This window comes from Streptomyces sp. NPDC048604 (genome assembly GCF_043199435.1).
In the GTDB taxonomy this organism is placed as follows: domain Bacteria; phylum Actinomycetota; class Actinomycetes; order Streptomycetales; family Streptomycetaceae; genus Streptomyces.
This window is the reverse complement of the sequence record NZ_JBICVX010000004.1, coordinates 96,860-121,774: the sequence shown is the minus strand read 5'-3', so window position 1 is coordinate 121,774 and position 24,915 is coordinate 96,860. Positions and strand designations below refer to the sequence as shown.

24 protein-coding genes, 1 tRNA gene and 1 pseudogene are annotated in these 24,915 nt (G+C 71.9%); 14 read left to right on the top strand and 12 right to left on the bottom strand.

From position 1 onward, the window contains the following. Positions 1-64 precede the first annotated feature (64 nt). The gene (locus tag ACGFMM_RS09895; protein WP_393645503.1) at positions 65-544 is read left to right on the top strand and encodes an Lrp/AsnC family transcriptional regulator; all 480 of its coding nucleotides are present in this window, start codon (positions 65-67) and stop codon (positions 542-544) included. An 87-nt stretch (positions 545-631) separates the two neighbouring features. On the opposite strand, the gene ACGFMM_RS09890 is transcribed toward ACGFMM_RS09895, so the two are convergent. Together ACGFMM_RS09890 and ACGFMM_RS09885 are read right to left on the bottom strand one after the other, a co-directional pair. Beyond that, entirely contained in the window at positions 632-1,231 is a 600-nt protein-coding gene (locus tag ACGFMM_RS09890; protein ID WP_393644919.1) for a TetR/AcrR family transcriptional regulator, read from the bottom strand. A gap of 2 nt (positions 1,232-1,233) precedes the next feature. After that, complete coding sequence (locus tag ACGFMM_RS09885; protein WP_393644917.1) at positions 1,234-2,736, bottom strand: 3-hydroxyacyl-CoA dehydrogenase; 1,503 nt, start codon at positions 2,734-2,736, stop codon at positions 1,234-1,236. Positions 2,737-2,914: 178 nt separating this feature from the next. On the opposite strand from ACGFMM_RS09885, the gene paaN reads away from it, so the two are divergent. Then, a complete protein-coding gene (paaN, locus tag ACGFMM_RS09880) occupies positions 2,915-4,612 on the top strand; it encodes a phenylacetic acid degradation protein PaaN (protein WP_393644915.1) in 1,698 nt (565 codons plus the stop codon). Between the two features lie 94 nt (positions 4,613-4,706). Here paaN and ACGFMM_RS09875 read toward each other — a convergent pair whose 3' ends face one another. Genes ACGFMM_RS09875 through ACGFMM_RS09865 form a run of 3 tightly spaced genes read right to left on the bottom strand, consistent with a single transcriptional unit; the run spans position 4,707 to position 7,386 of the window. Next, entirely contained in the window at positions 4,707-5,393 is a 687-nt protein-coding gene (locus tag ACGFMM_RS09875; protein ID WP_393644913.1) for a TrmH family RNA methyltransferase, read from the bottom strand. Next, positions 5,390-6,589, bottom strand: a complete 1,200-nt coding sequence (locus ACGFMM_RS09870) for an HTTM domain-containing protein (protein ID WP_393644912.1) — start codon at positions 6,587-6,589, stop codon at positions 5,390-5,392. The genes ACGFMM_RS09875 and ACGFMM_RS09870 overlap by 4 nt, the downstream gene beginning before the upstream one ends. Beyond that, positions 6,586-7,386 carry a DUF5819 family protein gene (locus ACGFMM_RS09865; protein WP_393644911.1) on the bottom strand — a complete coding sequence of 267 codons (801 nt, stop codon included), beginning with the start codon at positions 7,384-7,386 and terminating at the stop codon, positions 6,586-6,588. Before ACGFMM_RS09865 ends, ACGFMM_RS09870 begins: the two co-directional genes overlap by 4 nt. Before the next feature lie 112 nt (positions 7,387-7,498). Here ACGFMM_RS09865 and paaA point away from each other — a divergent pair, with 112 nt between their 5' ends. From paaA to ACGFMM_RS09835, 6 genes are all read left to right on the top strand, one after another. Further along, complete coding sequence (gene paaA / locus ACGFMM_RS09860) at positions 7,499-8,467, top strand: 1,2-phenylacetyl-CoA epoxidase subunit PaaA (RefSeq protein ID WP_393644909.1); 969 nt, start codon at positions 7,499-7,501, stop codon at positions 8,465-8,467. Beyond that, positions 8,464-8,751 carry a 1,2-phenylacetyl-CoA epoxidase subunit PaaB gene (gene paaB / locus ACGFMM_RS09855; protein ID WP_393644907.1) on the top strand — a complete coding sequence of 96 codons (288 nt, stop codon included), beginning with the start codon at positions 8,464-8,466 and terminating at the stop codon, positions 8,749-8,751. The genes paaA and paaB overlap by 4 nt, the downstream gene beginning before the upstream one ends. Further along, positions 8,748-9,503, top strand: coding sequence for a 1,2-phenylacetyl-CoA epoxidase subunit PaaC (paaC, locus tag ACGFMM_RS09850; protein WP_393644905.1), 756 nt, complete (start codon positions 8,748-8,750; stop codon positions 9,501-9,503). Before paaB ends, paaC begins: the two co-directional genes overlap by 4 nt. After that, a complete protein-coding gene (gene paaD / locus ACGFMM_RS09845) occupies positions 9,497-9,997 on the top strand; it encodes a 1,2-phenylacetyl-CoA epoxidase subunit PaaD (RefSeq protein WP_393644903.1) in 501 nt (166 codons plus the stop codon). The genes paaC and paaD overlap by 7 nt, the downstream gene beginning before the upstream one ends. Then, positions 9,998-11,086, top strand: coding sequence for a 2Fe-2S iron-sulfur cluster-binding protein (locus tag ACGFMM_RS09840; protein WP_393644901.1), 1,089 nt, complete (start codon positions 9,998-10,000; stop codon positions 11,084-11,086). A 113-nt stretch (positions 11,087-11,199) separates the two neighbouring features. Continuing rightward, on the top strand, positions 11,200-12,333 hold the full coding sequence (locus tag ACGFMM_RS09835; RefSeq protein ID WP_393644899.1) for an acyl-CoA dehydrogenase family protein: 1,134 nt from the start codon (positions 11,200-11,202) through the stop codon (positions 12,331-12,333). Between the two features lie 62 nt (positions 12,334-12,395). Here ACGFMM_RS09835 and ACGFMM_RS09830 read toward each other — a convergent pair whose 3' ends face one another. From ACGFMM_RS09830 to ACGFMM_RS09815, 4 genes and pseudogenes are all read right to left on the bottom strand, one after another. Further along, positions 12,396-12,740, bottom strand: a complete 345-nt coding sequence (locus ACGFMM_RS09830; RefSeq protein WP_393644897.1) for a rhodanese-like domain-containing protein — start codon at positions 12,738-12,740, stop codon at positions 12,396-12,398. Positions 12,741-12,778: 38 nt separating this feature from the next. Further along, entirely contained in the window at positions 12,779-13,591 is an 813-nt protein-coding gene (locus ACGFMM_RS09825; RefSeq protein WP_393644895.1) for a J domain-containing protein, read from the bottom strand. Positions 13,592-13,690: 99 nt separating this feature from the next. Next, positions 13,691-15,145, bottom strand: a complete 1,455-nt coding sequence (locus ACGFMM_RS09820; RefSeq protein WP_393644894.1) for a DUF2252 domain-containing protein — start codon at positions 15,143-15,145, stop codon at positions 13,691-13,693. Between the two features lie 134 nt (positions 15,146-15,279). After that, positions 15,280-15,876, bottom strand: a pseudogene (locus tag ACGFMM_RS09815) (hypothetical protein); the annotation flags it as partial. On the opposite strand from ACGFMM_RS09815, the gene ACGFMM_RS09810 reads away from it, so the two are divergent. Beyond that, positions 15,806-16,012 carry a hypothetical protein gene (locus tag ACGFMM_RS09810; protein ID WP_393645536.1) on the top strand — a complete coding sequence of 69 codons (207 nt, stop codon included), beginning with the start codon at positions 15,806-15,808 and terminating at the stop codon, positions 16,010-16,012. The pseudogene ACGFMM_RS09815 and the gene ACGFMM_RS09810 overlap by 71 nt on opposite strands. Here ACGFMM_RS09810 and ACGFMM_RS09805 read toward each other — a convergent pair. The 3 genes from ACGFMM_RS09805 to ACGFMM_RS09795 all read right to left on the bottom strand — a co-directional run bounded on the left by ACGFMM_RS09805 (position 16,009) and on the right by ACGFMM_RS09795 (position 18,745). Beyond that, positions 16,009-16,677, bottom strand: a complete 669-nt coding sequence (locus tag ACGFMM_RS09805) for a response regulator (RefSeq protein ID WP_393644892.1) — start codon at positions 16,675-16,677, stop codon at positions 16,009-16,011. The two genes, ACGFMM_RS09810 and ACGFMM_RS09805, sit on opposite strands and share 4 nt — an antisense overlap. Before the next feature lie 39 nt (positions 16,678-16,716). Beyond that, a complete protein-coding gene (locus tag ACGFMM_RS09800; protein WP_393645501.1) occupies positions 16,717-18,462 on the bottom strand; it encodes a histidine kinase in 1,746 nt (581 codons plus the stop codon). Positions 18,463-18,658: 196 nt separating this feature from the next. After that, a tRNA-Leu gene (locus tag ACGFMM_RS09795) sits at positions 18,659-18,745 on the bottom strand. Between the two features lie 289 nt (positions 18,746-19,034). Here ACGFMM_RS09795 and ACGFMM_RS09790 point away from each other — a divergent pair. The 5 genes from ACGFMM_RS09790 to ACGFMM_RS09770 all read left to right on the top strand — a co-directional run bounded on the left by ACGFMM_RS09790 (position 19,035) and on the right by ACGFMM_RS09770 (position 24,907). Beyond that, complete coding sequence (locus ACGFMM_RS09790) at positions 19,035-19,865, top strand: FhaA domain-containing protein (RefSeq protein ID WP_393644890.1); 831 nt, start codon at positions 19,035-19,037, stop codon at positions 19,863-19,865. 10 nt (positions 19,866-19,875) lie between these two features. Next, complete coding sequence (locus tag ACGFMM_RS09785) at positions 19,876-20,397, top strand: FHA domain-containing protein (protein WP_393644889.1); 522 nt, start codon at positions 19,876-19,878, stop codon at positions 20,395-20,397. 116 nt (positions 20,398-20,513) lie between these two features. After that, complete coding sequence (locus ACGFMM_RS09780) at positions 20,514-21,986, top strand: PP2C family protein-serine/threonine phosphatase (RefSeq protein WP_393644888.1); 1,473 nt, start codon at positions 20,514-20,516, stop codon at positions 21,984-21,986. Between the two features lie 27 nt (positions 21,987-22,013). Continuing rightward, complete coding sequence (locus ACGFMM_RS09775) at positions 22,014-23,444, top strand: FtsW/RodA/SpoVE family cell cycle protein (RefSeq protein WP_393644886.1); 1,431 nt, start codon at positions 22,014-22,016, stop codon at positions 23,442-23,444. Then, positions 23,441-24,907: a penicillin-binding transpeptidase domain-containing protein gene (locus tag ACGFMM_RS09770; protein ID WP_393644884.1), complete on the top strand. Its 1,467-nt coding sequence runs from the start codon at positions 23,441-23,443 to the stop codon at positions 24,905-24,907. The genes ACGFMM_RS09775 and ACGFMM_RS09770 overlap by 4 nt, the downstream gene beginning before the upstream one ends. Positions 24,908-24,915: the final 8 nt, after the last annotated feature.

The following is a 24,915-nucleotide window of genomic DNA, read 5'->3' as shown; positions in this document are numbered from 1 at the left end:
CACAGCCTGGGATGGAGACAGGTCGTCCAATCGAGAGAGGCGGGGGGACATGGTGGATGAACAAATGGCCGACGGCGGAGAGGACGCGCTCGCCGCGCGCCCGCTGGACGCCGTGGACAAGGCCATCCTGCGCATCCTGCAGACGGACGGGCGCGCCTCGATACGCTCGGTGGCCGAACGGGTGCACGTCTCCCGGGCGAACGCCTACGCCCGGATCAACCGGCTGATCGACGACGGGGTGATCCGCGGCTTCAGCGCCCGGCTCAACCACGAACGGGCCGGCCAGGGCGCGTCCGCGTACATCACCCTCAAGATCGTCCAGAATTCCTGGCGCACCGTGCGCGAACAGCTCCAGGCCCTGCCCGGAGCCGCGCACATCGCCCTGGTCAGCGGGGACTTCGACGTGCTGCTCCTGGTGCACACGCCGGACAACAGGACGCTGCGCGAACTCGTCCTGACGAGGATCCAGGCCATCCCCGAGGTGCTGTCGACGCGCACCCTGCTGGTCTTCGAGGAGACCGACCTGGACCCCGACGGGCCATAGGACCCGCCGGAGACGGCTCAGTGCGCCGTGCGCAGCCGGCTCGGTGTGCCGTGCACGCCCGGTTCAGTGCGCCGTGCGCAAGCCAGTTCAGGGCGCCGTGCGCAGCCCGTCGAACGCCAGGTGCACCACGGTGTCGGCGAGCTGCGCGCGGTCCGCGTCGCCGCCCGCTCCCGGATGCGGCCGGTACCACTCCACCAGCGAGTTCACCATGCCGAAGAGCAGCCGGGTGGCGAGCCGTATGTCCACGTCGGCCCGCAGGTCCCCGTCGGCGACGGCCGCCTTCAGCAGGTCCGCCACCCGCTGGTCGAACTCGCGCCGGCGCTCCAGCGCCCACCGCTCCGTCGAGGTGTTGCCGCGCACCCGCAGCAGCAGCGTCACGTACGGCAGCTCCGCCGTCAGCACCTCGACCGTCCGCCGCGTCACGTACTCGACCCGCTCCACGGCCCGGCCCTGCTGCGCCCCGGACTCGTCCAGGATCGCGAACAGTCCGTCCAGCGCCCGGCTCACCGCCCGCCGCAGCAGCTCCTCCTTGCCCGCCACATGGTGGTAGATCGAGGACTTGGAGATGCCGGCGGCCTTGGACAGGTGCTCCATGGAGGTGCCGTCGTAGCCGCGCTCGTTGAAGACCCGCACCGCGACCGAGAGCAGCGTCTCCGGGGTGTACGTGTCGCGCTTCGCCGTCGTCACGGTCACTCGCCCCCCTGCGAGTAGGCCTGGCGGTACAGGGCCAGGGAGGGCGCGTAGCGGCTGCCCGGGATCCGCGCGTCCAGCTCTTCGAGCAGGTCGTACACCCAGCCGGCGCCGAGCCGGCGGCCCCATGCGACGGGCCCGATCGGATAGTTGACGCCCAGGCGCATCGCGGTGTCGATGTCCTCGGCGGAGGCGACGCCCTTGGCGACGGCGTCGGCGGCGAGGTCGACCAGCATCGCCACGGTGCGGGCCACGATCATGCCGGGGACGTCCCCGATGACGCTGACCTTCTTGCCGAGCGCCTGGAACAGGCCTATGGACTCCCGCAGGGTCTCCCAGGGGGTGTCCTGCGAGGCCGACAGCGCGATCCGGGTCGCCTCGCGGTAGTCGAGCGCCAGGTCGAAGAAGACGACGTCGCGGAACTCGATCGAGGTCTGGCCGTCCGCGAGCACCAGCTGCCCGCCGCTCGGCAGCACGATGCGGGTGCCGCGGTCATCCTCCGTCTCGTGCACGCGGATCCCGGCCTCGCGGACCATCGCGACCAGCTCCTGCGCAGGCCCCAGATCGCCCTCGACGGTGATCTCCGCGGGCGGCTCGGTCAGCGGGGCGGTGTGCGGCTCGGGGGCCGCGGCGCCCTCCCCGTACGCGTACCAGCCCCGGCCCGACTTACGGCCAAGCCGGCCCGACTCGACCAGGCGGCGCTGGGCGAGCGAGGGGATGAACTTCGCGTCCTGGTGGAAGGACTCCCAGACCGAGCGGGTGACCGCCTCGTTCACGTCCTGGCCGATCAGGTCGGTCAGCTCGAACGGGCCCATCCTGAAGCCGCCGCACTCGCGCAGCACCGCGTCGATGGTGGCCGGGTCCGCGCCGCGCTCCTCATGGACGGCCAGCGCCTCGGCGTAGAAGGGGCGGGCGATCCGGTTGACGATGAAGCCGGGGGTGTCGGCGCAGCGCACCGGCGTCTTGCCCCACGCCTTCGCGGTGTCGTACGCGGCCCTGGCCGCGTTCGCGGCCGTGGCGTGCCCGCTGACCACCTCGACCAGCGGCAGCAGCGGCGCCGGGTTGAAGAAGTGCAGCCCGACGAAACGCTCCGGCAGCCGCAGCGCCCCGGCGACGGCCGTGACGGAGAGGGAGGAAGTGTTGGTCGCGAGGAGGCAGGAGTCGTCGACGACCTTCTCCAGCGCGGCGAAGAGCTCCTGCTTGACGTCCAGACGCTCGACCACCGCCTCGACGACGAGGGCGCTGTCGGCCAGCTCGGCGAGCTGCCCGGCCGGGTACAGACGCGCGACGGCCGCGGCGCGCGCGTCCGCGTCCATCCGGCCCTTCTCGACCAGGCGGTCCAGCCGGGCGGCGATCGCCGCGACGGCGGACTCGGCCCGCCCCGGAACGGTGTCGTGGAGCCGGACCGGATGGCCCGCGACCAGCGCCACCTGGGCGATCCCCTGGCCCATGGTGCCGGCGCCGACGACGGAGACGGTTCGGCTGTGCTCGATGGCGGTCATGTCGGTGATCCTCCCCTACTCGGTCATCCACAGGTTCTGCGGACCCCCTTGTACCGACCGATCGTTCGGTTACTCTAACTCTGTCCGCGCATTCCTGCCCACCCGTCTCCCACCACCACCCGCTGGGGAGCGCTTCGCGCGCTGTATTCAATTGAGCTCACCGAGGAGTTGGTCCTAGATGGCCGCCGCTCAGCTGACCACCGACACCCTGGCCGAGAGGCACCGGCCGACGCTCGACCGGGCACTCGAGACCATCCGCAGCCGCGCCTACTGGTCCCCGCATCCCGAGCACCCGAAGGCCTACGGGGAGAACGGCTCGCTGAGCGCCGCCGACGGCCTCGCCGCCTACCAGGCACTGCTCGACGGCCGCTTCGAGCTGGACCAGCCCGGCACGGACGGCTGGACCGGCGGCGAGATCTCGCCCTACGGCCCCGTCCTCGGCGTCGAGTACCCGCACGCCGACATCGACGTGCTGCTGCCCGCGATGCGCGCCGGTATGACGGCCTGGCGCGAGGCCGGCCCCGAGACCCGCGCCCTGGTCTGCACGGAGATCCTCGCCCGGATCTCCGCCCGCACCCACGAGTTCGCGCACGCGGTCATGCACACCAGCGGCCAGGCGTTCATGATGGCGTTCCAGGCCGGCGGCCCGCACGCCCAGGACCGCGGCCTGGAGGCCGTGGCCTACGCGTACGCCGAGCAGACCCGCACCCCGGCCGGCCCGGCCGCCTGGTCCAAGCCGCAGGGCAAGAAGGACCCGCTGGAGCTGACCAAGCAGTTCACCCCGGTCGCCCGCGGCATCGCCCTCATGATCGGCTGCAACACCTTCCCGACCTGGAACGGCTACCCGGGCCTGTTCGCCTCCCTCGCCACCGGCAACCCGGTCCTGGTCAAGCCGCACCCGCGGGCCGTCCTGCCGCTGGCGCTCACCGTGCGGGTCGCCCGCGAGGTGCTCGCCGAGGCAGGCTTCGACCCGAACCTGGTCGCGCTGGCCGTGGAGCGGCCGGGCGAGGGCATCGCCAAGACGCTCGCCGTCCGCCCCGAGATCAAGATCATCGACTACACGGGTTCGACGGCCTTCGGCGACTGGCTGGAGGAGAACGCCCGGCAGGCCCAGGTCTACACGGAGAAGGCCGGCGTCAACACCGTCGTCGTCGACTCCACCGACGACTACAAGGGGATGCTCTCCAACCTGGCCTTCTCGCTCTCGCTCTACAGCGGCCAGATGTGCACCACCCCGCAGAACCTGCTGATCCCCCGCGACGGCATCACCACCGACGCCGGCCCCAAGTCGTACGACGAGGTGACCGCCGACCTCGCGGCCGCGGTCGGCGGGCTGCTCGGCGACGACGCCCGGGCCAACGCGCTGCTCGGCGCCCTGGTCAACCCCGATGTGAAGGCCCGCCTGGAGGCGGCCGCGGGGCTCGGCGAGGTCGCCCTGGAGTCCCGTGAGGTGGCGAACCCGGACTTCCCCGGCGCGGTCGTCCGCACCCCGGTGATCGTGAAGCTGGACGGCAACAAGCCGGAGGCGCAGGCCGCGTACTTCTCGGAGTGCTTCGGCCCGGTCTCCTTCGCCGTCCGCGTCGACTCCACGGGCGACGCGCTGGAGCTGCTGCGGCGCACGATCCGCGAGAAGGGCGCGATGACCGTCGGCGCGTACACGACGTCCCCGGACGTCGAGCGGGACGTCGAGGAGGTCTGCCTGGACGAGTCGGCCCAGCTCTCGCTGAACCTGACCGGCGGCGTCTTCGTCAACCAGACGGCGGCGTTCTCCGACTTCCACGGCTCCGGCGGCAACCCGGCCGCCAACGCGGCCCTGTGCGACGCCGCGTTCGTCGCCAACCGCTTCCGGGTCGTCGAGGTCCGTCGCCCGTCCTGACGATCAGGCCCCGCGGCCTGACGATTGCCGGGCCCGCGGCCTGACGATGTGGGTCCCGCGGCCCGTCCGGTGCGCCGGACGGGCCCGGGGCCCGCTACGCCTCGGGAACGTCCGGGATCTCGGCGTACCGCTGGACCCAGGCGTGCATGGCGATCGCCGCCGCCGCGCCCGCGTTGATCGAGCGGGTCGAGCCGAACTGGGCGATCGAGCACACCGTCGTGGCGTGCTTCCGGGCCTCCTCCGTGAGGCCCGGCCCCTCCTGCCCGAACAGCAGCACACAGCGGCGCGGCAGCACGGTCCGCTCCAGCGGCACCGCGCCCGGCAGATTGTCGATCCCGATGATCGGCAGGCCCTCGGCCAGCGCCCAGGCCGTCAGCGACTCGGTGTCCGGGTGGTGGCGGACGTGCTGGTACCGGTCGGTGACCATCGCCCCGCGCCGGTTCCAGCGGCGCCGGCCCACGATGTGGACCTCCTTGGCCAGGAACGCGTTCGCGGTCCGCACCACCGAGCCGATGTTGAAGTCATGGCCCCAGTTCTCCACCGCCACGTGGAAGTCGTGCCGCCGGGTGTCCAGGTCGGCGACGATCGCCTCCCGCGTCCAGTATCGGTAGCGGTCCACGACGTTGCGCCGGTCGCCGCCGGCCAGCAGCTCCGGGTCGTACCGCTCGCCTCGCGGCCGCGGCTCCGGGTGCGGCCCGACGCCGACCTCGATCCCGTACCCGTCGTCGTACTGGAGGGGCTCGTCGGGACTGCTCGGCTGTTCGGCGGTACTGGTGCTCACCCGACGAGGGTACGGGCAGGGGGCTCCGTCCCGGCGGCCCGCGGCTTCGACGCCGCACCCCGGCCCAGCCGCGCCAGCGTACGGTCCCGGCCGCCCGCGGCCCGCGCGCCCAGCCACAGCAGGAACGCGGTGGGCAGGAAGACGGCGTCCGCGGCGATCATCGCCAGCGAGAAGAACGGCAGTCCCAGCAGCACCGCGATGCCCGCGTGCTCCAGCATCATCGCGACCAGCAGGACGTTCTTGACCTTGCGGTTGAACAGCGTGAACGGGAACGCGACCTGCACCAGGACCGTTCCGTAGGTGAGCAGCATCACCATCACGCCGCCGGACGCCAGCAGGTCCGAGAGCGCCGGCCAGGGCGTGAAGTAGTCCAGCTTGAGGGGGTAGTACAGGGCGGTGCCGTCCTGCCAGCGCGAACCCTGGATCTTGTACCAGCCGGCCGTGGCGTAGATCAGACAGACCTCGGCCATGATCACCAGCAGTGCGCCGTTGTGCACGAGGTTGGCCACCACGTCGAGCAGCGTGCGCGGCTCGCCCGGGGCGTATCGGCAGGCCAGCCACCACAGCGCCTGGCCCAGCCAGAGCGCCCACAGCAGCGTCAGGAACCAGACCTCGCCGGTACGGCCGGAGAAGTACGTGGCCGCCAGCACGAAGCCGCCGAGCACCGTCCACAGCAGCGGTCCGACGACGTCCCGGCGCTGCGGCCCGCCGGCCTCGAGGGCGGCCCGCCGGGCGTCGAGCGACCAGACCTGCCCGCACCGGGTCAGCACGAGGTAGAGCGCCATGATGTGGATGACGTTGTCGCCGCCGTCGCCCATGAAGATGGAGCGATTCTGCAGCGACAGCACCCCGGCCATGAAGACCGCCGACATGGCGCGGGTGCGCCAGCCGACCAGCAGCAGGGCGCTGGAGAGCACGGCGAGCGCGTAGACCAGCTCGAACCACAGGCGCCCGTCGGACCACATCAGGGCCGTGAAGGAGCCGTTGTCGGCTATCAGCCGGCGGCCCATGTCCCAGGCCCAGGGGCCGTCGGGGCCGTAGAGCTCGTGGCGGTGCGGCAGCTCGCGCAGCAGGAAGAGCAGCCAGGTCAGCGAGAAGCCGATGCGGACGATCGCGGTCTGGTACGGGCCCAGGGCGCCGGCGGTGACGCGCTGGACGGCGCGCCCGAGCCGGCGGTCGAGCGGCGTGCCGGTCACCGCGCGGCCTCCGTCCCGGTACGGTCCCGGCCCGCGCCGGCGGGCAGGTCGGCGGCCGTCACGGTCCACCACGGCAAGATGCGGTACTCGGTCGGCCGGCTGCTGCTGTCCTTGCTCCACGGGGGCTTGGCGACCCAGCGGGTCTCGGAGCGCACCTGGATCCGCTCGACCCGGCCGCCGACCCGCTCCTCGTCGAGGCGGAGCATCACCATGCGGCGGACGTACTGCTCGGAGAGCCGGCCGCGCAGCCCGAGGGGCACGTTGTCGGCGTTGTGGGAGTTCACGAAGAAGTCCCAGCCGCGGCGGAGCTCGTTCTGGAAGGCGTGGCTGGGCAGCGGGTTCCCGCGTATGTGCTCGGCGTCCTGGGCGGAGAGGTCGATCCAGCCGGTGGTGCGCCGCCCGCCGTCGCCGCTTGCGACGACAGCGCGGACCTGGACGGCGATGTTGGTCTGCAGCGGGTTGGGAGCGAAGAGCTTCCAGTTCTGCTCGAACTCGGGGTAGATCCAGTCGTCCATCGCCTCGCCGTTCTGCTTGGTCAGCGTGTTCGACGGCGCGACGTGCAGGAACACCATCGACAGGTGCCAGCAGGCGAGGACCGCGACGACGGCCAGGGACACGGCGGCCGCGACCTGGTATGGCAGGGACAGAGCGGCCATGCCGGTGCGGGCGTCGGCTCGCGGAACCGGGGGCGCAGCGGGCGCGGGGGCCGTGTCGACGGGGGCGGAGGCCGTGGCGGCGGGGGCCTCGGGGGCCGGTCCGTACCGGTCGCGCCCGCCCGTGTCGTCGTACGAGTCCATCCCCGCCCCGATCCCGATCGACCCCGTCAGTCATCCACAGGGTTGACACCTTACGGGCCTGCGACCCACCATTGAAGTCATTCAACCGAACGATCGGTCGGTAGGGGATCCGATGACCACAGGGACGTCAGCGACAACAGTGACCGTGGACGAGTCCGTCCTCGAGGCGGTGTTCGACGCCGCGGTCGCGGCAGACGAGCGCATCGAGCCACGCGACTGGATGCCGGACGCCTACCGCGCCACGCTCGTCCGCCAGATCGCCCAGCACGCACACTCCGAGATCATCGGCATGCAGCCGGAGGCCAACTGGATCACCCGCGCCCCCTCGCTGCGGCGCAAGGCCATCCTGATGGCCAAGGTGCAGGACGAGGCGGGCCACGGGCTGTACCTGTACAGCGCGGCCGAGACCCTCGGCACCAGCCGCGACGAGCTGCTCGACAAGCTCCACGCCGGCCGCCAGAAGTACTCCTCGATCTTCAACTACCCCACGCTGACCTGGGCCGACGTCGGCGCCATCGGCTGGCTCGTGGACGGCGCGGCGATCACCAACCAGGTCCCGCTGTGCCGCTGCTCGTACGGCCCGTACGCGCGCGCCATGGTCCGGGTCTGCAAGGAGGAGTCCTTCCACCAGCGCCAGGGCTACGAGTCCCTGCTCGCCCTCTCCCAGGGCACCCCGGAGCAGCACGCCATGGCGCAGGACGCGGTGGACCGCTGGTGGTGGCCCTCGCTGATGATGTTCGGCCCGCCGGACGACGAGTCGTCCCACTCCGCCCAGTCCATGGCCTGGAAGATCAAGCGGCACTCCAACGACGAGCTGCGCCAGCGCTTCGTCGACATCGCCGCCCCGCAGGCCGAGGCCCTCGGCCTGACCCTCCCCGACCCCGACCTGCGGTGGAACGAGGAGCGCGGGCACTACGACTTCGGCGCGATCGACTGGACGGAGTTCTGGGAGGTCCTGAAGGGCAACGGCCCCTGCAACGAGCAGCGGCTGAGCAAGCGACGCCAGGCGCACGAGGACGGCGCCTGGGTCAGGGAAGCAGCGGCGGCATACGCCGGGAAGCACGGGGAGGCGCAGCGATGAGCACCGACGGATGGCCGCTGTGGGAGGTGTTCGTGCGCTCGCGCCGCGGACTGTCCCACACGCACGCCGGCAGCCTGCACGCGCCCGACGCCGAGATGGCCCTGCGCAACGCCCGGGACCTCTACACCCGGCGCAACGAGGGCGTGTCGATCTGGGTGGTCCCGTCCACCGCGATCACCGCCTCCTCACCCGACGAGCGCGACCCGTTCTTCGAGCCGTCGGCCGACAAGCCCTACCGGCACCCGACCTTCTACGAGATCCCGGACGGGGTGAAGCACCTGTGACCGCCGAGACCGGGACCCCCACCCCCGAGACCGCCGCGACCCCTGCGACCACCACGGCCGCACTGGCGCTCGGCGACGACGCCCTGGTGCTCTCCCACCGGCTGGGGGAGTGGGCCGGCAGCGCGCCCGTCCTGGAGGAGGAGGTCGCACTCGCCAACATCGCGCTCGACCTGCTCGGCCAGGCCCGCGTCCTGCTCTCGCTCGCCGGCGACGAGGACGAACTGGCCTACCTGCGCGAGGAGCGCGCCTTCCGCAACGTGCAGCTCGTCGAGCAGCCCAACGGCGACTTCGCGCACACCATCGCCCGGCAGCTGTACTTCTCCACCTACCAGCGCCTGCTGTACGCGGAGCTGGCCGCCGGCGACGGCCCGCTGGCCGGCCTCGCGGCCAAGGCCGTCAAGGAGGTCGCCTACCACCAGGACCACGCCGAGCACTGGACGCTCCGGCTCGGCGACGGCACCGAGGAGAGCCACGCCCGGATGCAGCAGGCCGTGGACGCCCTGTGGCGGTACACCGGCGAGCCGTTCCAGCCCGTCGACGGCCTGGACATCGACCGGGAGGCCATGGACGCCGCCTGGCTGGAGTCCGTCACCGCCGTACTGCGGCGCGCCACACTGACCGTGCCCGAAGGGCCGCGCCTCGGCGCCTGGAGCGCCGGCGCCGGCCGCCAGGGCCTGCACACCGAACCGTTCGGCCCGATGCTCGCCGAGATGCAGCATCTGCACCGCAGCCACCCGGGGGCGACATGGTGACCATGACCGCGCTCGAAGAGGAACTGAGCCGCATCGCGGGCGCCGTTCCCGACCCCGAGCTGCCCGTGATCACCCTGCACGAGCTCGGCGTGCTGCGCGGCGTGCACTACCTGGGGCCCGGCAGCGTCGAGGTCGAGCTCACCCCCACGTACACCGGCTGCCCGGCGATCGAGGCGATGTCCTCCGACATCGAGCGCGCCCTGCACGACCACGGCGTGCCCGAGGTCTCCGTGAAGACCGTCCTCTCCCCCGCCTGGTCCACGGACGACATCACCGAGGAGGGCCGGCGCAAGCTCGCCGAGTTCGGCATAGCCCCGCCGCGCCCGCAGTCGGCGACGGCCGGCGGACCCGTGCCGCTGACCCTGGCGATCCGCTGCCCGCACTGCGGCTCCGCCGACACCGAACTGCTCAGCCGCTTCTCCTCCACCGCGTGCAAGGCACTGCGCCGCTGCGTCGCCTGCCGCGAACCGTTCGACCACTTCAAGGAGTTGTAGATGCAGACCTCACGCTCCGGACGGGCTGAGTTCCATCCGCTCCGGGTGAGCGCGGTCGAGCAGCTCACGGACGACGCGGTGGCCGTGACCTTCGCGGTCCCGCCCGAGCTGCACGACGCCTACCGCCACGCCCCCGGCCAGCACCTCGCCCTGCGCCGCAGCGCGCAGACCGGCGAGGAGATCCGGCGCACCTACTCGATCTGCGCCCCGGCCGCCGGGCCCGGCGAGACGCCGGTGCTGCGGGTGGGCATCCGGCTGGTGGAGGGCGGCGAGTTCTCCACGTACGCGCTCAAGGAACTGGCCGTGGGCGACACGGTCGAGGTCATGGAGCCGATGGGCCGGTTCGTCCTCGAACCGCGGCCCGGGCACTTCGCCGCCGTGGTCGGCGGCAGCGGCATCACGCCGGTGCTGTCCATGGCCGCCACCCTGCTGGCGCGGGAGCCGCAGGCCCGGTTCTGCCTGATACGCAGCGACCGCACGGCCGCCTCCACGATGTTCCTCGACGAGGTCGCGGACCTGAAGGACCGCTTCCCCGACCGCTTCCAGCTGATCACCGCGCTGTCCCGCGAGGAGCAGCAGGCGGGCCTGCCGTCCGGCCGGCTCGACGAGGAGCGGCTCGCCGCGCTGTTGCCGGCGCTGCTGCCGGTCGGCGAGATCGCGGGCTGGTTCCTGTGCGGACCGTTCGGCCTGGTCCAGGGCGCGGAGCGGGCCCTGCGCGGGCTCGGCGTGCCGCGCGACCGGGTCCACCAGGAGATCTTCCACGTCGACGACGGCTCCGCTCCCCGGCCCGCCCCGATGGCCGGCGCACCCGTGCACGCGACGCTGACGGCGACGCTGCACGGCCGGTCGGGCAACTGGCCGGTCCAGGAGGGCGAGACGCTGCTCGACACGGTGCTCCGGGCCCGCGCGGACGCGCCGTACGCCTGCAAGGGCGGGGTCTGCGGCACATGCCGGGCGTTCCTGGTGCAGGGCGAGGTGCGGATGGACCGGAACTTCGCGCTGGAACCGGAGGAGACCGACGCCGGCTATGTACTGGCCTGCCAGTCCCACCCGGCCACGGCGGACGTGGAGCTCGACTTCGACCGCTGAGTCCACGGCGGACGGCGGACCACTGGGTCGCGCCTGTTCCCTTCCCCTAGAACCTGTTCTATCTTGACGCTCCGTCAGCACAAGCGTCAGGACGGCAACAGGAGGGCAGGGCTGTGGACTTCACCTTCACCGAGGAGCAGCAGGCGGCCGTCGAGGCGGCCCGGGGCGTCTTCGCCGACGTCCCGCCCGACGGCGTGCCCAGCCCGGCGCTCACCCCAGTCGCGGTCTCCGAGGAGTTCGACCGGCCGCTGTGGGCCCGGCTCGCCGACGCCGACCTGCTCGGACTCGTCCTCGACCCGCGGCACGGCGGCGCCGGCCTCGACGTGCTGGCGCTCTGCCTCGTCCTGCGCGAGTCCGCCCGCGTCCTGGCCCGCGTCCCCCTCCTGGAACACTGCGCCGTCGCGACGACCGTCGAACGGTACGGCAGCCCCGCCCTCGCCGCAGCGCTGCTGCCCGGCGCCGGCCGCGGCACCCCCGTACTCACCGCCGGCGCCCACGGCCGCACCGGCCACGACCCCGCCGAACTCGCCGCCACCGCCCGCCGCGACGGCGACTCCTGGATCGTCGACGGCCTCCACTCCACCGTCCCCTGGGCCCACTCCGCGGACCTGATCGCGCTGCCCGCGCACACCCCCGAGGGCCGCGCCGTCATCGCCCTGGTCCCCCGCGGCCACGAAGGCCTCACCCTGGCCGCGCAGTACTCCACCAGCGGCGAACTGCTCGCCGAGGCCCGGCTCGACGCGGTACGCCTCGACGGCGACCGGGTCATCGACGCCGACGGGGCCTGGGACTGGCTCCGCGACGTCCTCGCCACCGGCACCTGCGCGCTCGCCCTCGGACTCGGCGAGAACGTACTCGAGATGACCAGCCGGTACACCGGCAAGCGGGAACAGTTCGGCTTCCCCGTCGCGACCTTCCAGGCCGTCGCGGTACAGGCCGCGGACCGCTACATCGACCTGCGTGCCATGGAGGTCACCCTCTGGCAGGCCGCCTGGCGGCTCGGCAGCGGCGCCGGCGGGGCACTGCCCGTCACCGGCGACATCGCGGTGGCGAAGATCTGGGCCTCGGACGGGGTACGCCGCGTCGTGCAGACCGCTCAGCACCTCCACGGCGGCTTCGGCGCGGACACCGACTACCCGCTGCACCGCTACCACGCCTGGGCCAAGCACCTGGAACTCTCGCTCGGCCCGGCAGCCGCCCACGAGGAGACCCTCGGCGGCTTGCTCGCCGCCCACCCCCTGACCTGACGACTACACGACAGCCGAACAGGCAGGACGGCGCGACACCGCCACAACAGCTACAGGTGCAGCTACAGCACGTAGGCGGCGCTGCCGCCCTCGCTGACCATCGGACGGTCCGCGCCGTCCCAGGCGAGCATGCCGCCGTCGACGTTGACCGCGTCGATGCCCTGCTGCACCAGGTACTGCGTGACCTGCGCCGAGCGCCCGCCGACCTTGCACATGACGTACGCGCGACGGCCCTCGGCCACGGCCTCGGTCACCTCGCCGAAGCGCGCCACGAAGTCGCTCATCGGCACGTGCAGCGCACCCTCGACATGCCCGGCCGCCCACTCGTCGTCCTCGCGGACGTCGACCACCAGGGCGTCGGCCGGCACGGAGGCGGCATCCACCGAGGGAAGCGGGGCGAAGTTCATGGGTCAGACCTTTTCTCGTCGACAGGGATACCGAAAACCTACTGCACCGGACGCGTCAGCGCGGAGAGCTCCGCCTCACGCTCGGCGACCTGGGCGAGCAGCTGCTCGGCGATCTCCTCCAGCAGCCGGTCCGGGTCCTCGGGCGCCATCTTCAGCATCTGGCCGATGGCGCTGTCCTCCAGGTCCCTGGCCACAAGGGCCAGCAGCTCCTTGCGGCGCGAGAGCCACTCCAGGCGCGCGTACAGCTCCTCGCTCCCGTCGGGCTCCTCGCTCTTCGGCGCCGGCCCGGCCGCCCACTCCTCCGCCAGCTCCTGGAGCAGAGGGACGTCGCCGCGCCCGTAGGCGGCGTTGACGCGGGTGATGAACTCCTCGCGGCGGACCCGCTCGGCCTCGTCGCGGGCAAGGTCGGGGTGGGCCTTGCGGGCGAGCTCGCGGTACAGCTTGCGGGCCTCCTCGCCGGGCCGCACCCGCTTCGGCGGCTGCACGGGCCGGCCGGTGAGCATGGCGGCGGCCTCGGGGGACAGGCCGTCGGAGTCCAGCCAGTCGTGGAACAGCTCCTCGACCCCGGGCATCGGCATGACCGCCGCCCGCGCCTCCCGCGCCTTGCGCAGATCCTCCGGATCACCGCTGCGCGCGGCCCGGGCCTCGGCGACCAGCGCGTCCAGCTCGTCGAGCCGCGCGTACATCGGGCCCAGCCTCTGGTGATGCAGCCGGGAGAAGTTCTCGACCTCGACCTTGAAGGTCTCGACCGCGATCTCGAACTCGATCAGCGCCTGCTCGGCAGCCCGCACGGCCCGCTCCAGCCGCGCCTCGGGCCGTTCCTCGGGCCGCTCCTCGTTCACACCGCTCACGTTCCCGCCATCACTCACCAGCACGACACCCCCACCCTACGGCCGCCGGGGGGAGGGGCCCCTCCCCCTCCCCTCCCCACCCACCCCGCCCCCGGTCGTTCACACCCCCAGTTCGGCAGCCAGACGGCCCGTGCGGACGGCCGTCAGGAGGTCGGCGTGGTCGGCCTCCGTGCGGTCGGCGTAGGCGACGGCGAAGGACGCGACGGCGTCGTCGAACTCCTCGTTCTTGCCGCAGTAGCCCGCGAGCAGCCGGGGGTCGACGCTGTGGGCGTGGGCGCGGGCCAGCAGCGCGCCGGTCATGCGGCCGTAGTCGTCTATCTGGTCCACGGTGAGCGCCGCCGGGTCCACGCTGCCCTTCCGGTTGCGGAACTGCCGCACCTGGTACGGCCGGTCCTCGACCGTCGTCCAGCCGAGCAGGATGTCGCTGACCACCTGCATCCGCTTCTGTCCGAGCACCACGCGCCGCCCCTCGTGACCGGCCTGAGGCGCCTCGAAGCCGACGGCCGGCAGATACGGCAGCAGCGCCGACGGCCGCGCCTCCTTCACCTGCAGCACCAGCGGCTCGCCCCGGTGGTCCAGCAGCAGCACCACGTACGAGCGCGTGCCCACGCTGCCGGTGCCGACGACCCGGAACGCCACGTCGTGGATCGCATACCGGGCGAGCAGCGGCAGCCGGTCCTCCGACACGGTCTCCAGGTATCCGCCCAGCGCGGCCGCTACGGCCGCCGCCTCCGCGTCGGACACACGCCGCAGCACCGGCGGAGCGTCGACGAAACGCCGGCCCGCCGTGCCGTCGGCGTCCGTCACCGCCTCCGTCGACTTCGCGGCGAACCGGGCGCTGGTGTTGTTCCGCGCCTTCTCCGCCACCCGCTCCAGCGTGCCCAGCAGATCCCGCGCGTCGGTGTGCGAGACCAGTTCCTCGTCGGCGATCGCGTTCCAGGCGTCCAGCGCCGGCAGCTTGGCCAGCAGCCGCATCGTCCGCCGGTACGCGCCGACCGTGTCGAACGCCGCCGACCGGCACATGTCCTCGCTCGCCCCCGCCTCGCGCCCGGCGAGCACGAGCGAGGTGGCGAGCCGCTTGACGTCCCACTCCCACGGCCCGACGACCGTCTCGTCGAAGTCGTTGAGGTCGATGACCAGCCGGCCCCGCGCGTCGCCGTACAGGCCGAAGTTGGCCGCGTGCGCGTCGCCGCATATCTGCGCCGGGACGCCGGTCACCGGCGAACCGACCAGGTCGTGGGCCATCAGCCCCGCGCTGCCGCGCAGGAAGGCGAAGGGTGTGGCGGCCATCCGGCCGACGCGTATCGGCGCCAGCTCCGGGACCCGGCCGCGGCTGGACTCCTCGACCGCCCGCACCGCGTCCGGCCGCCCGTCCGCGAGCACCAGGTCCGCGTGCGCCGACCGCGGCACGCGCTCCCGCAGCCGCTTGCCGTACTCCTTCGGGGAGTCCGCCGACCCCGCCGCCGTCCGGTGCGCGAACCCCGGCACGACCGGAACGCGCCCGTCGCCCCCGGCACTTCGCTGTTCCGGCACCGCCACCCGGACCTCGCCCATCGGACGCCCTCCCCGCTCTCGTACAGCGTCGCGCGACGCGGGCCGCGCAACATCAACTGCGATGACGGTACCGGCGCTGCCGATCAGCCGTCTGCCCCTGTGGACAGCGGGTTCGCTGGGGATAACTCCGTCACTCACACGGCGACGGCGGCCTCCTCCAGCTCCTCCACGATCTGGGTCTGGGTCTCCTTCTCGTTCGCGCCTCCGCTCCCGATCCCGATCCCGATCCCGCTCTTTCCCCCTTCGTCGGCGCGCTTCCGCTCCGCGCGTCCCGCGACGGCCATCAGCACCACGCCCGCCAGCAGCCAGCAGCCCAGCACGGCCACGCTCCGGCCGACGCCCTGCCCGTCGAAGTACACGTGGCCGCGCAGCCCCTCCACGAACCCGGCGCCGTTCCAGAACGCGTGCAGCGAGCCGAAGAAGCCGGGCTGCAGCTCGGGCCGGTAAATACCGCCGGAGCTGGTGAAGTTGAGCATCACGAACAGCACCATCACACCGAGCGTCGTCCACCGCTTGAGGAACGTGTGCAGCCCGACCCCGATCAGCAGCACGCCTGACGCGTACAGCCAGGACATCGCCCACAGGCCGGCCAGGCCGCGGTCGACGAGGTGGAACACCGGTCCCGCGAAGGCCGTTCCGATCAGGCTGACGACGAAGGACATGCCGAGGGCCAGCACCGCCCGGATCCGCAGCGGCAGCGCCCCGCCCGAGGAGGGCGGCGCGATGCTCGCCGCCGCGCAGGTCAGCCGCATCGCCGCCTACCAGGAGCGGCTCAGGGACTGGTCCACCGACGACCTCGCCCGGTTCGCCGACCTGCTCCTGCGCTACAACGCCGCCGAGGCCGCGCCGGCCGCCCGGCGGGACTAGGCCCCTTCCAGCCCCGCGTCCCGTGCCAGCAGCGCCGCCTGCACCCGGTTCTCGCAGCCGAGCTTCGCCAGGATGCGGCTCACATACGTCTTCACCGTGCCCTCGCTCATGTGCAGCCGCCGGCCCGCGTCCGCGTTCGACAGCCCCTCGCCGAGCAGCGCGAGCACCGCATGCTCCCGTTCGCTCAGCGCCTCGATACGCACCCGCGCCTCCTCGGCCCGCGCCGCCTCCCGGCCCGACGCCAGCCGGTCCACCACATGCCGGGTCGCCGCCGGGGAGAGATAGGCGTCCCCCGCCGCCGTCGCCCGCACCGCCCGGATCAGCTCGGCCGGCGCGGTGTCTTTCAGCAGGAACCCGACGCTGCCGTGCTCCAGCGCCCGCAGCACGTTCTCCCGCTCGCCGAAGGTGGTCAGCACGACCACCCGCGCCGACGGCGCGGCCCGCCGCAGCTCGGGCAGCGCGGCGAGCCCGTCCAGTACCGGCATCTGGATGTCGAGGAGCACCACGTCCGCCGCGTGCGCCCGGGCCGCGTCGACGGCCTCCCGGCCGTTCGCCGCCTCCGCGACCACCTCGATCTCCGGGTCGGAGGTGAGGATCATGCGGATTCCGGCTCTGATCAGCGGTTCGTCGTCGGCGACCACGACCCTGATGCGCCGTCCCGTCACGGCCTCCCCCTTCTCTGCGGCCTCCGGGCCTCCCGGCTGCTACCGCCTGACGTCGTACGCCTTCTTCTCGATCAGCTTGCCGTCCTTGAAGCAGAACCGGAACACCGGCTCGGTCTCGACGGTGATGTCTTCCGGCACGTCCGAGGACATCAGCACCAGGCACGTGGAGCCCTCGGGCTCCTTCGGCCCCTTGCCGTGCAGCCCCGACGTCGCGACCGAGTCGCCGGTGGGCAGCCGGTCGCGGACCTCCTTCTCCGTCATGCCGACGGATATCGCCTCGTACTGCGCCGGATCGATCATCGCCTTGTCCACGGCCTGCACCAGGAAGAACGCCCCGAATCCGACCGCGAGCACCAGCAGCACCCCCGCCGCGGCCGCGATGCCGCAGCCCAGGGCCACCCCGCCGCCCCTGCTCCTCGTCCCGCCCTCGCGCAGTGCCATCGCCAACTCCCGTTCCGTGAAACTCAGATCGGACAGCGGGTCCGACCGCCAGTCCATGACGGGTTCAGGTTCGCTCCACGGAGGGCTCGTCGACTGCTGCCGGAAGTCGTCGGCCGCATCAACGAAAGGCGCGGCCTGCGGCACGCTCTCGCCGCCGTACGGCAGGACGCCCGCGACCCGGAAGCCGCCGCCGTCCACCGGGCCCGCGTGCACCATCCCGCCGACCAGCCGGGCCCTTTCGTGCAGGCCCGTGAGGCCCTGGCCGCCGCTGACCGCGTCCGCGGCGGGCCGCGCCGGGGCCGCGTTGACGACCTCCACGACGAAGGCGTCGGGCTCGTACCGCAGTTCCACGCCGATCGTCGCTCCCGGCGCGTGCTTGTACGCGTTCGTCAACGCCTCCTGCACGATCCGGTACGCCGCGTGGTCCGCCGCCGCCATCAGCGGCGGCCCGTCGCCGGTCCGCTTCAGCCCGACGGTCTTCCCCGCGCCCCGCCCGGCCTCCACCAGCGCCTCGATGCCGGCCGTACCGCGCCGCGACTCGTCCACCGCGCCCACAACACCCGTGCCGCCCGGGCCGGCGTCCACCGGCGCCTCGATCCCGTCGCGCAGGATGCCGACGACTTCACGCAGCTCGTGCATCGCCGTCACCGAGGCGTTCCGCAGCACGCTCACCGCCTCGCGCTGGCGGCCGGTCAGCTCGGGGTCCACCTCCAGCGCCCCGGTGTGCACGGAGATCAGCGCCAGCTGGTGGCCCAGGCTGTCGTGCATGTCCTGTGCGATCCGCTGCCGTTCCCGCAGCCGGGCCTGCAGCACGATCATCGACCGCTCCCGCAGCAGCCGGCGGTTGCGGTCCTGCAGCGCGTGCAGCAGCGTCCGCCGCTGCACCCAGTACCGGTGGGCCAGGCCGGGGACGACCGTGGTCGCCAGGAAGTAGATCGTGTTCACGAAGGCCAGCCGCAGCGCGCCCTGCCAGTCCCAGGCGTCCAGCAGCGTCGTCGCCACGTACAGCACGTACGAGCCCGTGAACGCGCCCAGCGCCCGCCCGACGTCGGCGATGTGCCGCCCCGCCGACCAGCCGACGAGCATGAGGAGCACCACATATCCGGGCAGCAGCGGTGCGAGGGCGCCCGTGACGACGAGCACACTCGCGGGGAACCTTCGGCGCAGCAGCGACAGCACCGTGGCGCTCAACGCCACGGCCGCGGGCCACCAGCCGTCCCGGCCGATGAGTTCCTCGGTGCCGGCCGCGAGCACCGCCATCAGCAGCGCGAGGACGGCTTCGCCCGCGGTCCGCCGCTTCGTCCACCGCTCCGGGCCCGCCAGCCACCGCCAGGTGTCGGCCATCACGCCCCTGGTCTTCGTCGACGCTTCCACGCCCGCAATCTAGGCAGTCCGGCGCCCCGGCCGCGTCCCACTTTCGTCCCGCCCCACCACGACGAAGGTCTCAACCCGGCCCGCAGCCACCGCCGGAGGCCAGCGCACGAGCGTCCGGGCACAACGCAGAAGCCCCGTAGGTCTTTCGACCTACGGGGCTTCCGTCTGGTGCGCGAGGGGGGAGTTGAACCCCCACGCCCTTGCGGGCACTGGAACCTGAATCCAGCGCGTCTGCCTATTCCGCCACCCGCGCATTGGGTGTGTCTCCTGGGCTTCCAGTTTTTCGGGCCGGTCTCCCTGGCGACATCTGAAGATTAGCACGTCGCGGACCGTCGATTCACATCCGTTTGTTTGGACCCCGTCTCCGCCGAACAGGACCAGCGTCAGGAGGGGCTGCGGGACACTGTCCTGAGGCCGCCTCTACGATCCGTGTGAGAGGTGACACTCGTCCACAGGGCAGAGAAGGGGAACCAGCCGATTTCCCGACGCGTGGATACGATCAGTAAGCAGTACCAGGACGGCAACGACGGAGGAGGTGCCCCATGGGAGTCCTGAAGCGGTTCGAACAGCGACTCGAAGGTCTGGTCAACGGCACCTTCGCCAAGGTCTTCAAGTCCGAGGTCCAGCCCGTCGAGATCGCCGGCGCCCTCCAGCGCGAGTGCGACAACAACGCGACGATCTGGAACCGCGAGCGGACGGTCGTCCCCAACGACTTCATCGTGGAGCTGAGCGCGCCCGACTACGAGCGCCTCAGCCCTTACTCCGGCCAGCTCGGCGACGAGCTCTCCGGCCTGGTCCGCGACTACGCCAAGCAGCAGCGGTACACCTTCATGGGCCCGATCAAGGTCCACCTGGAGAAGGCCGAGGACCTCGACACCGGCCTGTACCGGGTCCGTAGCCGTACCCTTGCTTCCAGCACCTCGCAGCCGCAGCCGCCCCAGGGCGGCCCGGGCCACGGCCAGACGCCGCCCGGCCAGCAGCCGGCGCGCCCCGGCTACGGCTATCCGCCGACCGGCGCGCCGCCGATGCCGGCCGGTCCGCCGCCCGGCGGACGCCCGGCCGGTCCCGGTCCGGGCGCGCTGCCCGGCGCGCAGGTGCGCCGCTGGATCGAGATCAACGGCACCCGCCATCAGATCTCCCGTCCGACGCTGGTGCTGGGCCGCAGCACCGACGCCGACGTGCGGATCGACGACCCCGGCGTATCCCGCCGGCACTGTGAGATCCGGACCGGAACGCCCTCGACGATCCAGGATCTCGGATCCACCAACGGCATCGTGGTAGACGGGCAGCACACCACCCGCGCTACGCTCCGCGACGGCTCGCGGATCGTCGTGGGCAGCACCACCATCGTTTACCGGCAAGCCGAAGGGTGAAGCGGGGGCAATGTCAGAGCTGACCCTCACGGTCATGCGGCTGGGTTTCCTGGCCGTACTGTGGCTGTTCGTGATCGTGGCCGTGCAGGTCATCCGTAGCGACCTGTTCGGCACGCGTGTCACGCAGCGCGGCTCCCGCAGGGGAGAGGCGCGGTCGCAGCAGGCCGCCGCCGGCCGTCAGGCCGCCGCGCCGCCGCCGCAGCGCGGCCAGCAGGCCGGCGGGCGGCAGCGCCGTGGCGCCCCCACGAAGCTGGTCGTGTCCGAGGGCACTCTCACCGGCACCACGGTCGCGCTGCAGGGCCAGACCATCACCCTGGGCCGTGCGCACGACTCCACGATCGTGCTGGACGACGACTACGCCTCCAGCCGGCACGCCAGGATCTACCCGGACCGGGACGGTCAGTGGATCGTCGAGGACCTCGGGTCCACCAACGGCACGTATCTCGACCGGACCCGCCTCACCACTCCGACGCCGATTCCGCTGGGCGCGCCGATCCGCATCGGCAAGACCGTCATCGAGCTGCGGAAGTAGTGCTACATCATGATTAGGCGCGAGCGGAGCGAGCGGGACCGGCTCCCGACCGGAGGGTGGGCAGTGTGGCTCGAGACCGGCTGTACCCCGAGGCAGCAGCGACAGGGCAGGTCGGCATGACACTGTCACTGCGTTTCGCCGCGGGCTCGCACAAGGGCATGATCCGCGAGGGCAACGAGGATTCCGGTTACGCCGGGCCGCGGCTGCTCGCCATCGCCGACGGCATGGGCGGCCAGGCCGCCGGCGAGGTCGCCTCCTCCGAGGTGATCTCGACCCTCGTGCAGCTCGACGACGACATCCCCGGCTCCGACATCCTCACCTCCCTCGGCACCGCGGTGCAGCGCGCCAACGACCAGCTGCGCATGATGGTCGAGGAGGACCCGCAGCTGGAGGGCATGGGCACCACGCTCACCGCCCTGCTGTGGACCGGCCAGCGCCTCGGCCTGGTCCACGTCGGCGACTCGCGCGCGTATCTGCTGCGCGACGGCGTCCTCACCCAGATCACGCAGGACCACACCTGGGTGCAGCGGCTCGTCGACGAGGGCCGGATCACCGAGGAGGAGGCGACGACGCATCCGCAGCGCTCGCTGCTGATGCGCGCGCTGGGCAGCGGCGACCACGTCGAGCCCGATCTCTCCATCCGCGAGGTGCGGGCCGGCGACCGGTACATGGTCTGCTCCGACGGCCTGTCGGGCGTGGTGTCCCACCAGACTCTGGAGGACACCCTCGCCAGCTACCAGGGCCCGCAGGAGACCGTGCAGGAGCTGATCCAGCTCGCGCTGCGCGGCGGCGGCCCCGACAACATCACGTGCATCGTCGCCGACGTCCTCGACACCGACTCGGGCGACACCCTGGCGGGCCAGATCAGCGACACCCCGGTCGTCGTCGGCGCGGTCGCCGAGAACCAGGTGCAGCTCGGCGACGGCGGCGCCATGCAGACGCCGGCCGGCCGCGCCTCCGGTCTGGGCCGCCCGCAGGCCGCGCAGCCGCCGGCCGGCGGCTTCGGCCCGCCCGGCAGCGGCGACCACCAGTACGGCGGCATGCCGCCGCAGGGCTCCTTCGGCGCGTACACCGACGAGGACTTCGTCAAGCCCCGCACGGGCCGCAAGTGGCTCAAGCGGTCGTTCCTGTTCGTCCTCACCCTGGGTGTGGTGGGCGGCGCGCTGTACGGTGGCTGGCGCTGGACACAGACCCAGTTCTACGTGGGCTCCAAGGACGAGCACGTGGCGCTGTACCGGGGCATCAGCCAGGACCTGGCCTGGGTGAAGCTTTCGGCGGTCGAGAAGGACCACCCCGAGATCGAACTCAAGTACCTGCCGCCTTACCAGCGCAAGCAGGTCGAGGAGACCATCGCGGGCGGCAGCCGCGGCAAGGCCGAGACCAAGATCCAGCAGTTCGCGACGCAGGCGGCGGCCTGCAAGAAGCAGGAGCAGCGCAAGGCTGCCGCCGACGGCGCGGCCGACAAGGCTCCGCAGCCCGCCAAGGGCACCGCCACCCCCGAATCCAAGCCCACCACAGCCGCTCCCTCCCCGGGCCCCACCCTCTCCGAGGAGGAGCAGAAGCTGGCGTCGAACTGCGGCAAGCAGTAACCGGCCCGTAGGGGGGCCTTCACCACCATGAGCGTTGTCACCAACACGACCACCATCGGCGCCATCGAGGCGCCGAGCCGCCGCAACACCGAGCTGTGGCTGCTCGGCTTCGCCGTCGCCATCCCGGTGTTCGCCTATCTCAACGTCGGCCTGGCCATCGACGGCAAGGTCCCGGCGGGCATGCTCGGCTACGGCGCGGGGCTGACCCTGCTGGCGGGCGTGGCCCACCTCGTGGTGCGCAAGTGGGCGCCGTACGCGGACCCGCTGCTGCTGCCGCTGGCGACCCTGCTGAACGGCCTGGGCCTGGTGCTGATCTGGCGGCTGGACCAGTCGCCGCGGATCATCGCCCGGTATGCCACGTTCACGCCGGACGCGCCGAAGCAGATGATGTACTCGGCGATCGGCATCGCGATGTTCGTCGGCGTGCTGATGCTGCTCAAGGACCACCGTGTCCTGCAGCGCTACACGTACATCTCGATGGCCGCAGCCCTCGTGCTCCTGCTGCTGCCACTGGTGCCGGGCCTCGGCGCGGACGTCTTCGGCGCGAAGATCTGGATCAGCGTCGGCGGCTTCTCGATCCAGCCCGGTGAGTTCGCCAAGCTCGTCCTGGCCGTGTTCTTCTCCGGCTATCTGATGGTGAAACGCGACGCGCTGGCACTCGCCAGCCGACGTTTCATGGGCCTCTACCTGCCCCGCGGCCGCGACCTCGGCCCGATCCTCACCATCTGGGCGATCAGCCTGCTCATCCTCGTCTTCGAGAACGACCTGGGCACCTCGCTGCTGTTCTTCGGCATGTTCGTGATCATGCTGTACGTGGCGACGGAGCGGACCAGCTGGGTCGTCATGGGTCTGCTGATGTCCACGGCGGGCGCGGTCGTGGTCGGCTCGACCGCCAGCCACGTCAAGTCCCGTGTCGCCGCCTGGCTCGACCCCTTCGGCTGTCTGAAGACGGCCCCCGAGGGCTCCAACATGGCCGCCGCGTGCGACCAGATGTCCCAGGTGCTCATGTCGTTCGGCTCCGGCGGCATCCTCGGCACCGGCCTCGGCCAGGGCAACTCCGACCTGATCGGCTTCGCCGCCAACTCCGACTTCATCTTCGCCACCGTCGGCGAGGAGCTCGGCCTGGCCGGCGTGATGGCGTTCCTGCTGCTGTACGGCCTGATCATCGAGCGCGGCGTGCGCACCGCGCTGGCCGCCCGCGACCCGTTCGGCAAGCTGCTCGCCATGGGCCTGTCCGGCGCCTTCGCACTGCAGATCTTCGTCGTCGCCGGCGGCGTCATGGGCCTGATCCCGCTGACCGGTATGACCATGCCGTTCCTCGCGTACGGCGGTTCCTCCGTGATCGCGAACTGGGCCCTGATCGGTGTGCTGATCCGGATCAGCGACACCGCGCGCCGCCCGGCGCCCGCCCCCGCCCCGTCCCCCGACGCCGAGATGACCCAGGTGGTCCGTCCGTGAACAAGCCCCTGCGCCGGGTCGCGATCTTCTGCGGCCTGCTGGTCCTCGCGCTGCTGATCCGCGACAACTGGCTCCAGTACGTCCGCGCCGACGAGCTGAACTCGCACCCGAAGAACAAGCGGGTCACGATCGAGCGGTACGCGCACGAGCGCGGCAACATCATCGTGGACGGCAAGCCGATCACCGGCTCGGTCGACACCAAGGACCCGTACTACGCGTTCAAGCGCACGTACGTCAACGGCCCGATGTGGGCCCCCGTCACCGGGTACGCCTCCCAGGCCTTCGGCGCGACGCAGATCGAGTCGATCGAGGACGGCATCCTCACCGGCAACGACGACCGGCTGTTCTTCGACCGCACCCTGTCGATGTTCACGGGCGAGAAGAAGACCGGCGGCGACGTCATCACCACCCTGAGCGGCGCCGCGCAGAAGGCCGCGTTCGAGGGCCTCGGCGACAAGAAGGGCTCGGTCGTCGCGATCGACCCGCAGACGGGCAAGATCCTGGCGCTGGCCTCCACCCCGTCGTACGACCCGGCGGCCTTCGCCGGCTACCACGACAAGGACGCCAAGGCCTGGCAGGCCCTGGAGAAGGACCCGGACAAGCCGAAGCTGAACCGCGCACTGCGCGAGATCTACCCGCCCGGTTCCGTCTTCAAGGTCGTCACCGCGGCCGCCGCGCTGGAGAACGGCAAGGTCACCAACATCGACGCGGCGACGGACACCCCGGAGCCGTACAAGATCCCGCTCTCCACGAAGAACATGAAGAACCACGCCTCGGGCTGCGAGAACGCCAGCCTGAAGCGGGCTCTCGAGGTCTCCTGCAACTCGGTCTTCGCCAAGCTCGGCGACGAGGTCGGCCGCGACAAGATGGTCGAGATGGCGGAGAAGTTCGGCTTCAACAAGGAGCAGTTCATCCCGGTCCGCGCCGTGGGCTCCGTCTACGACAAGAACATGGACCGCGGCGGAAACGCGCTGTCCTCCATCGGCCAGTTCAACACCGCCACCACACCGCTGCAGATGGCCATGGTCGCGGCCGCCGTCGCCAACGACGGCAAGTTGATGAAGCCGTACATGATCGACCAGCTGCGCGCCCCGAATGTGGACATTGTCACGCAGAACGAGCCGGAAGAGCTGAGCCGGCCGGTCTCGGCGGAGAACGCCCAGCTGCTGCAGACGATGATGGAGAGCGTCGTCAGCGACGGCACCGGCGGCAAGGCCGATGTGAACATGGAGGGCGTGCGGGTCGGCGGCAAGACGGGTACCGCGCAGCACGGCGAGAAGAACAAGGCCCGCCCCTACGCGTGGTTCATCTCCTACGCCAAGACCGACCAGGGCTCGCCGGTGGCCGTCGCCGTCGTCGTCGAGGACGACGCGGGCACCAACCGCGAGGACATCAGCGGTGGCGGCCTGGCCGCCCCGATCGCCCGGGATGTGATGAAGGCGGTCCTGAAGAGCAGGGGCTGACCCGACCG

What these genes read in the sequence shown, in the direction of transcription:
- ACGFMM_RS09895 (WP_393645503.1), top strand. Translation starts at nt 65, where the DNA reads ATGGCCGACGGCGGAGAGGACGCGCTCGCCGCGCGCCCGCTGGACGCC.
- ACGFMM_RS09885 (WP_393644917.1), bottom strand. Translation starts at nt 2,736, where the DNA reads ATGACCGCCATCGAGCACAGCCGAACCGTCTCCGTCGTCGGCGCCGGC.
- paaN (WP_393644915.1), top strand. Translation starts at nt 2,915, where the DNA reads ATGGCCGCCGCTCAGCTGACCACCGACACCCTGGCCGAGAGGCACCGG.
- ACGFMM_RS09865 (WP_393644911.1), bottom strand. Translation starts at nt 7,386, where the DNA reads ATGGACTCGTACGACGACACGGGCGGGCGCGACCGGTACGGACCGGCC.
- paaA (WP_393644909.1), top strand. Translation starts at nt 7,499, where the DNA reads ATGACCACAGGGACGTCAGCGACAACAGTGACCGTGGACGAGTCCGTC.
- paaB (WP_393644907.1), top strand. Translation starts at nt 8,464, where the DNA reads ATGAGCACCGACGGATGGCCGCTGTGGGAGGTGTTCGTGCGCTCGCGC.
- paaD (WP_393644903.1), top strand. Translation starts at nt 9,497, where the DNA reads ATGGTGACCATGACCGCGCTCGAAGAGGAACTGAGCCGCATCGCGGGC.
- ACGFMM_RS09840 (WP_393644901.1), top strand. Translation starts at nt 9,998, where the DNA reads ATGCAGACCTCACGCTCCGGACGGGCTGAGTTCCATCCGCTCCGGGTG.
- ACGFMM_RS09830 (WP_393644897.1), bottom strand. Translation starts at nt 12,740, where the DNA reads ATGAACTTCGCCCCGCTTCCCTCGGTGGATGCCGCCTCCGTGCCGGCC.
- ACGFMM_RS09820 (WP_393644894.1), bottom strand. Translation starts at nt 15,145, where the DNA reads ATGGGCGAGGTCCGGGTGGCGGTGCCGGAACAGCGAAGTGCCGGGGGC.
- ACGFMM_RS09810 (WP_393645536.1), top strand. Translation starts at nt 15,806, where the DNA reads ATGCCGAGGGCCAGCACCGCCCGGATCCGCAGCGGCAGCGCCCCGCCC.
- ACGFMM_RS09800 (WP_393645501.1), bottom strand. Translation starts at nt 18,462, where the DNA reads ATGGCCGACACCTGGCGGTGGCTGGCGGGCCCGGAGCGGTGGACGAAG.
- ACGFMM_RS09790 (WP_393644890.1), top strand. Translation starts at nt 19,035, where the DNA reads ATGGGAGTCCTGAAGCGGTTCGAACAGCGACTCGAAGGTCTGGTCAAC.
- ACGFMM_RS09785 (WP_393644889.1), top strand. Translation starts at nt 19,876, where the DNA reads ATGTCAGAGCTGACCCTCACGGTCATGCGGCTGGGTTTCCTGGCCGTA.
- ACGFMM_RS09780 (WP_393644888.1), top strand. Translation starts at nt 20,514, where the DNA reads ATGACACTGTCACTGCGTTTCGCCGCGGGCTCGCACAAGGGCATGATC.
- ACGFMM_RS09775 (WP_393644886.1), top strand. Translation starts at nt 22,014, where the DNA reads ATGAGCGTTGTCACCAACACGACCACCATCGGCGCCATCGAGGCGCCG.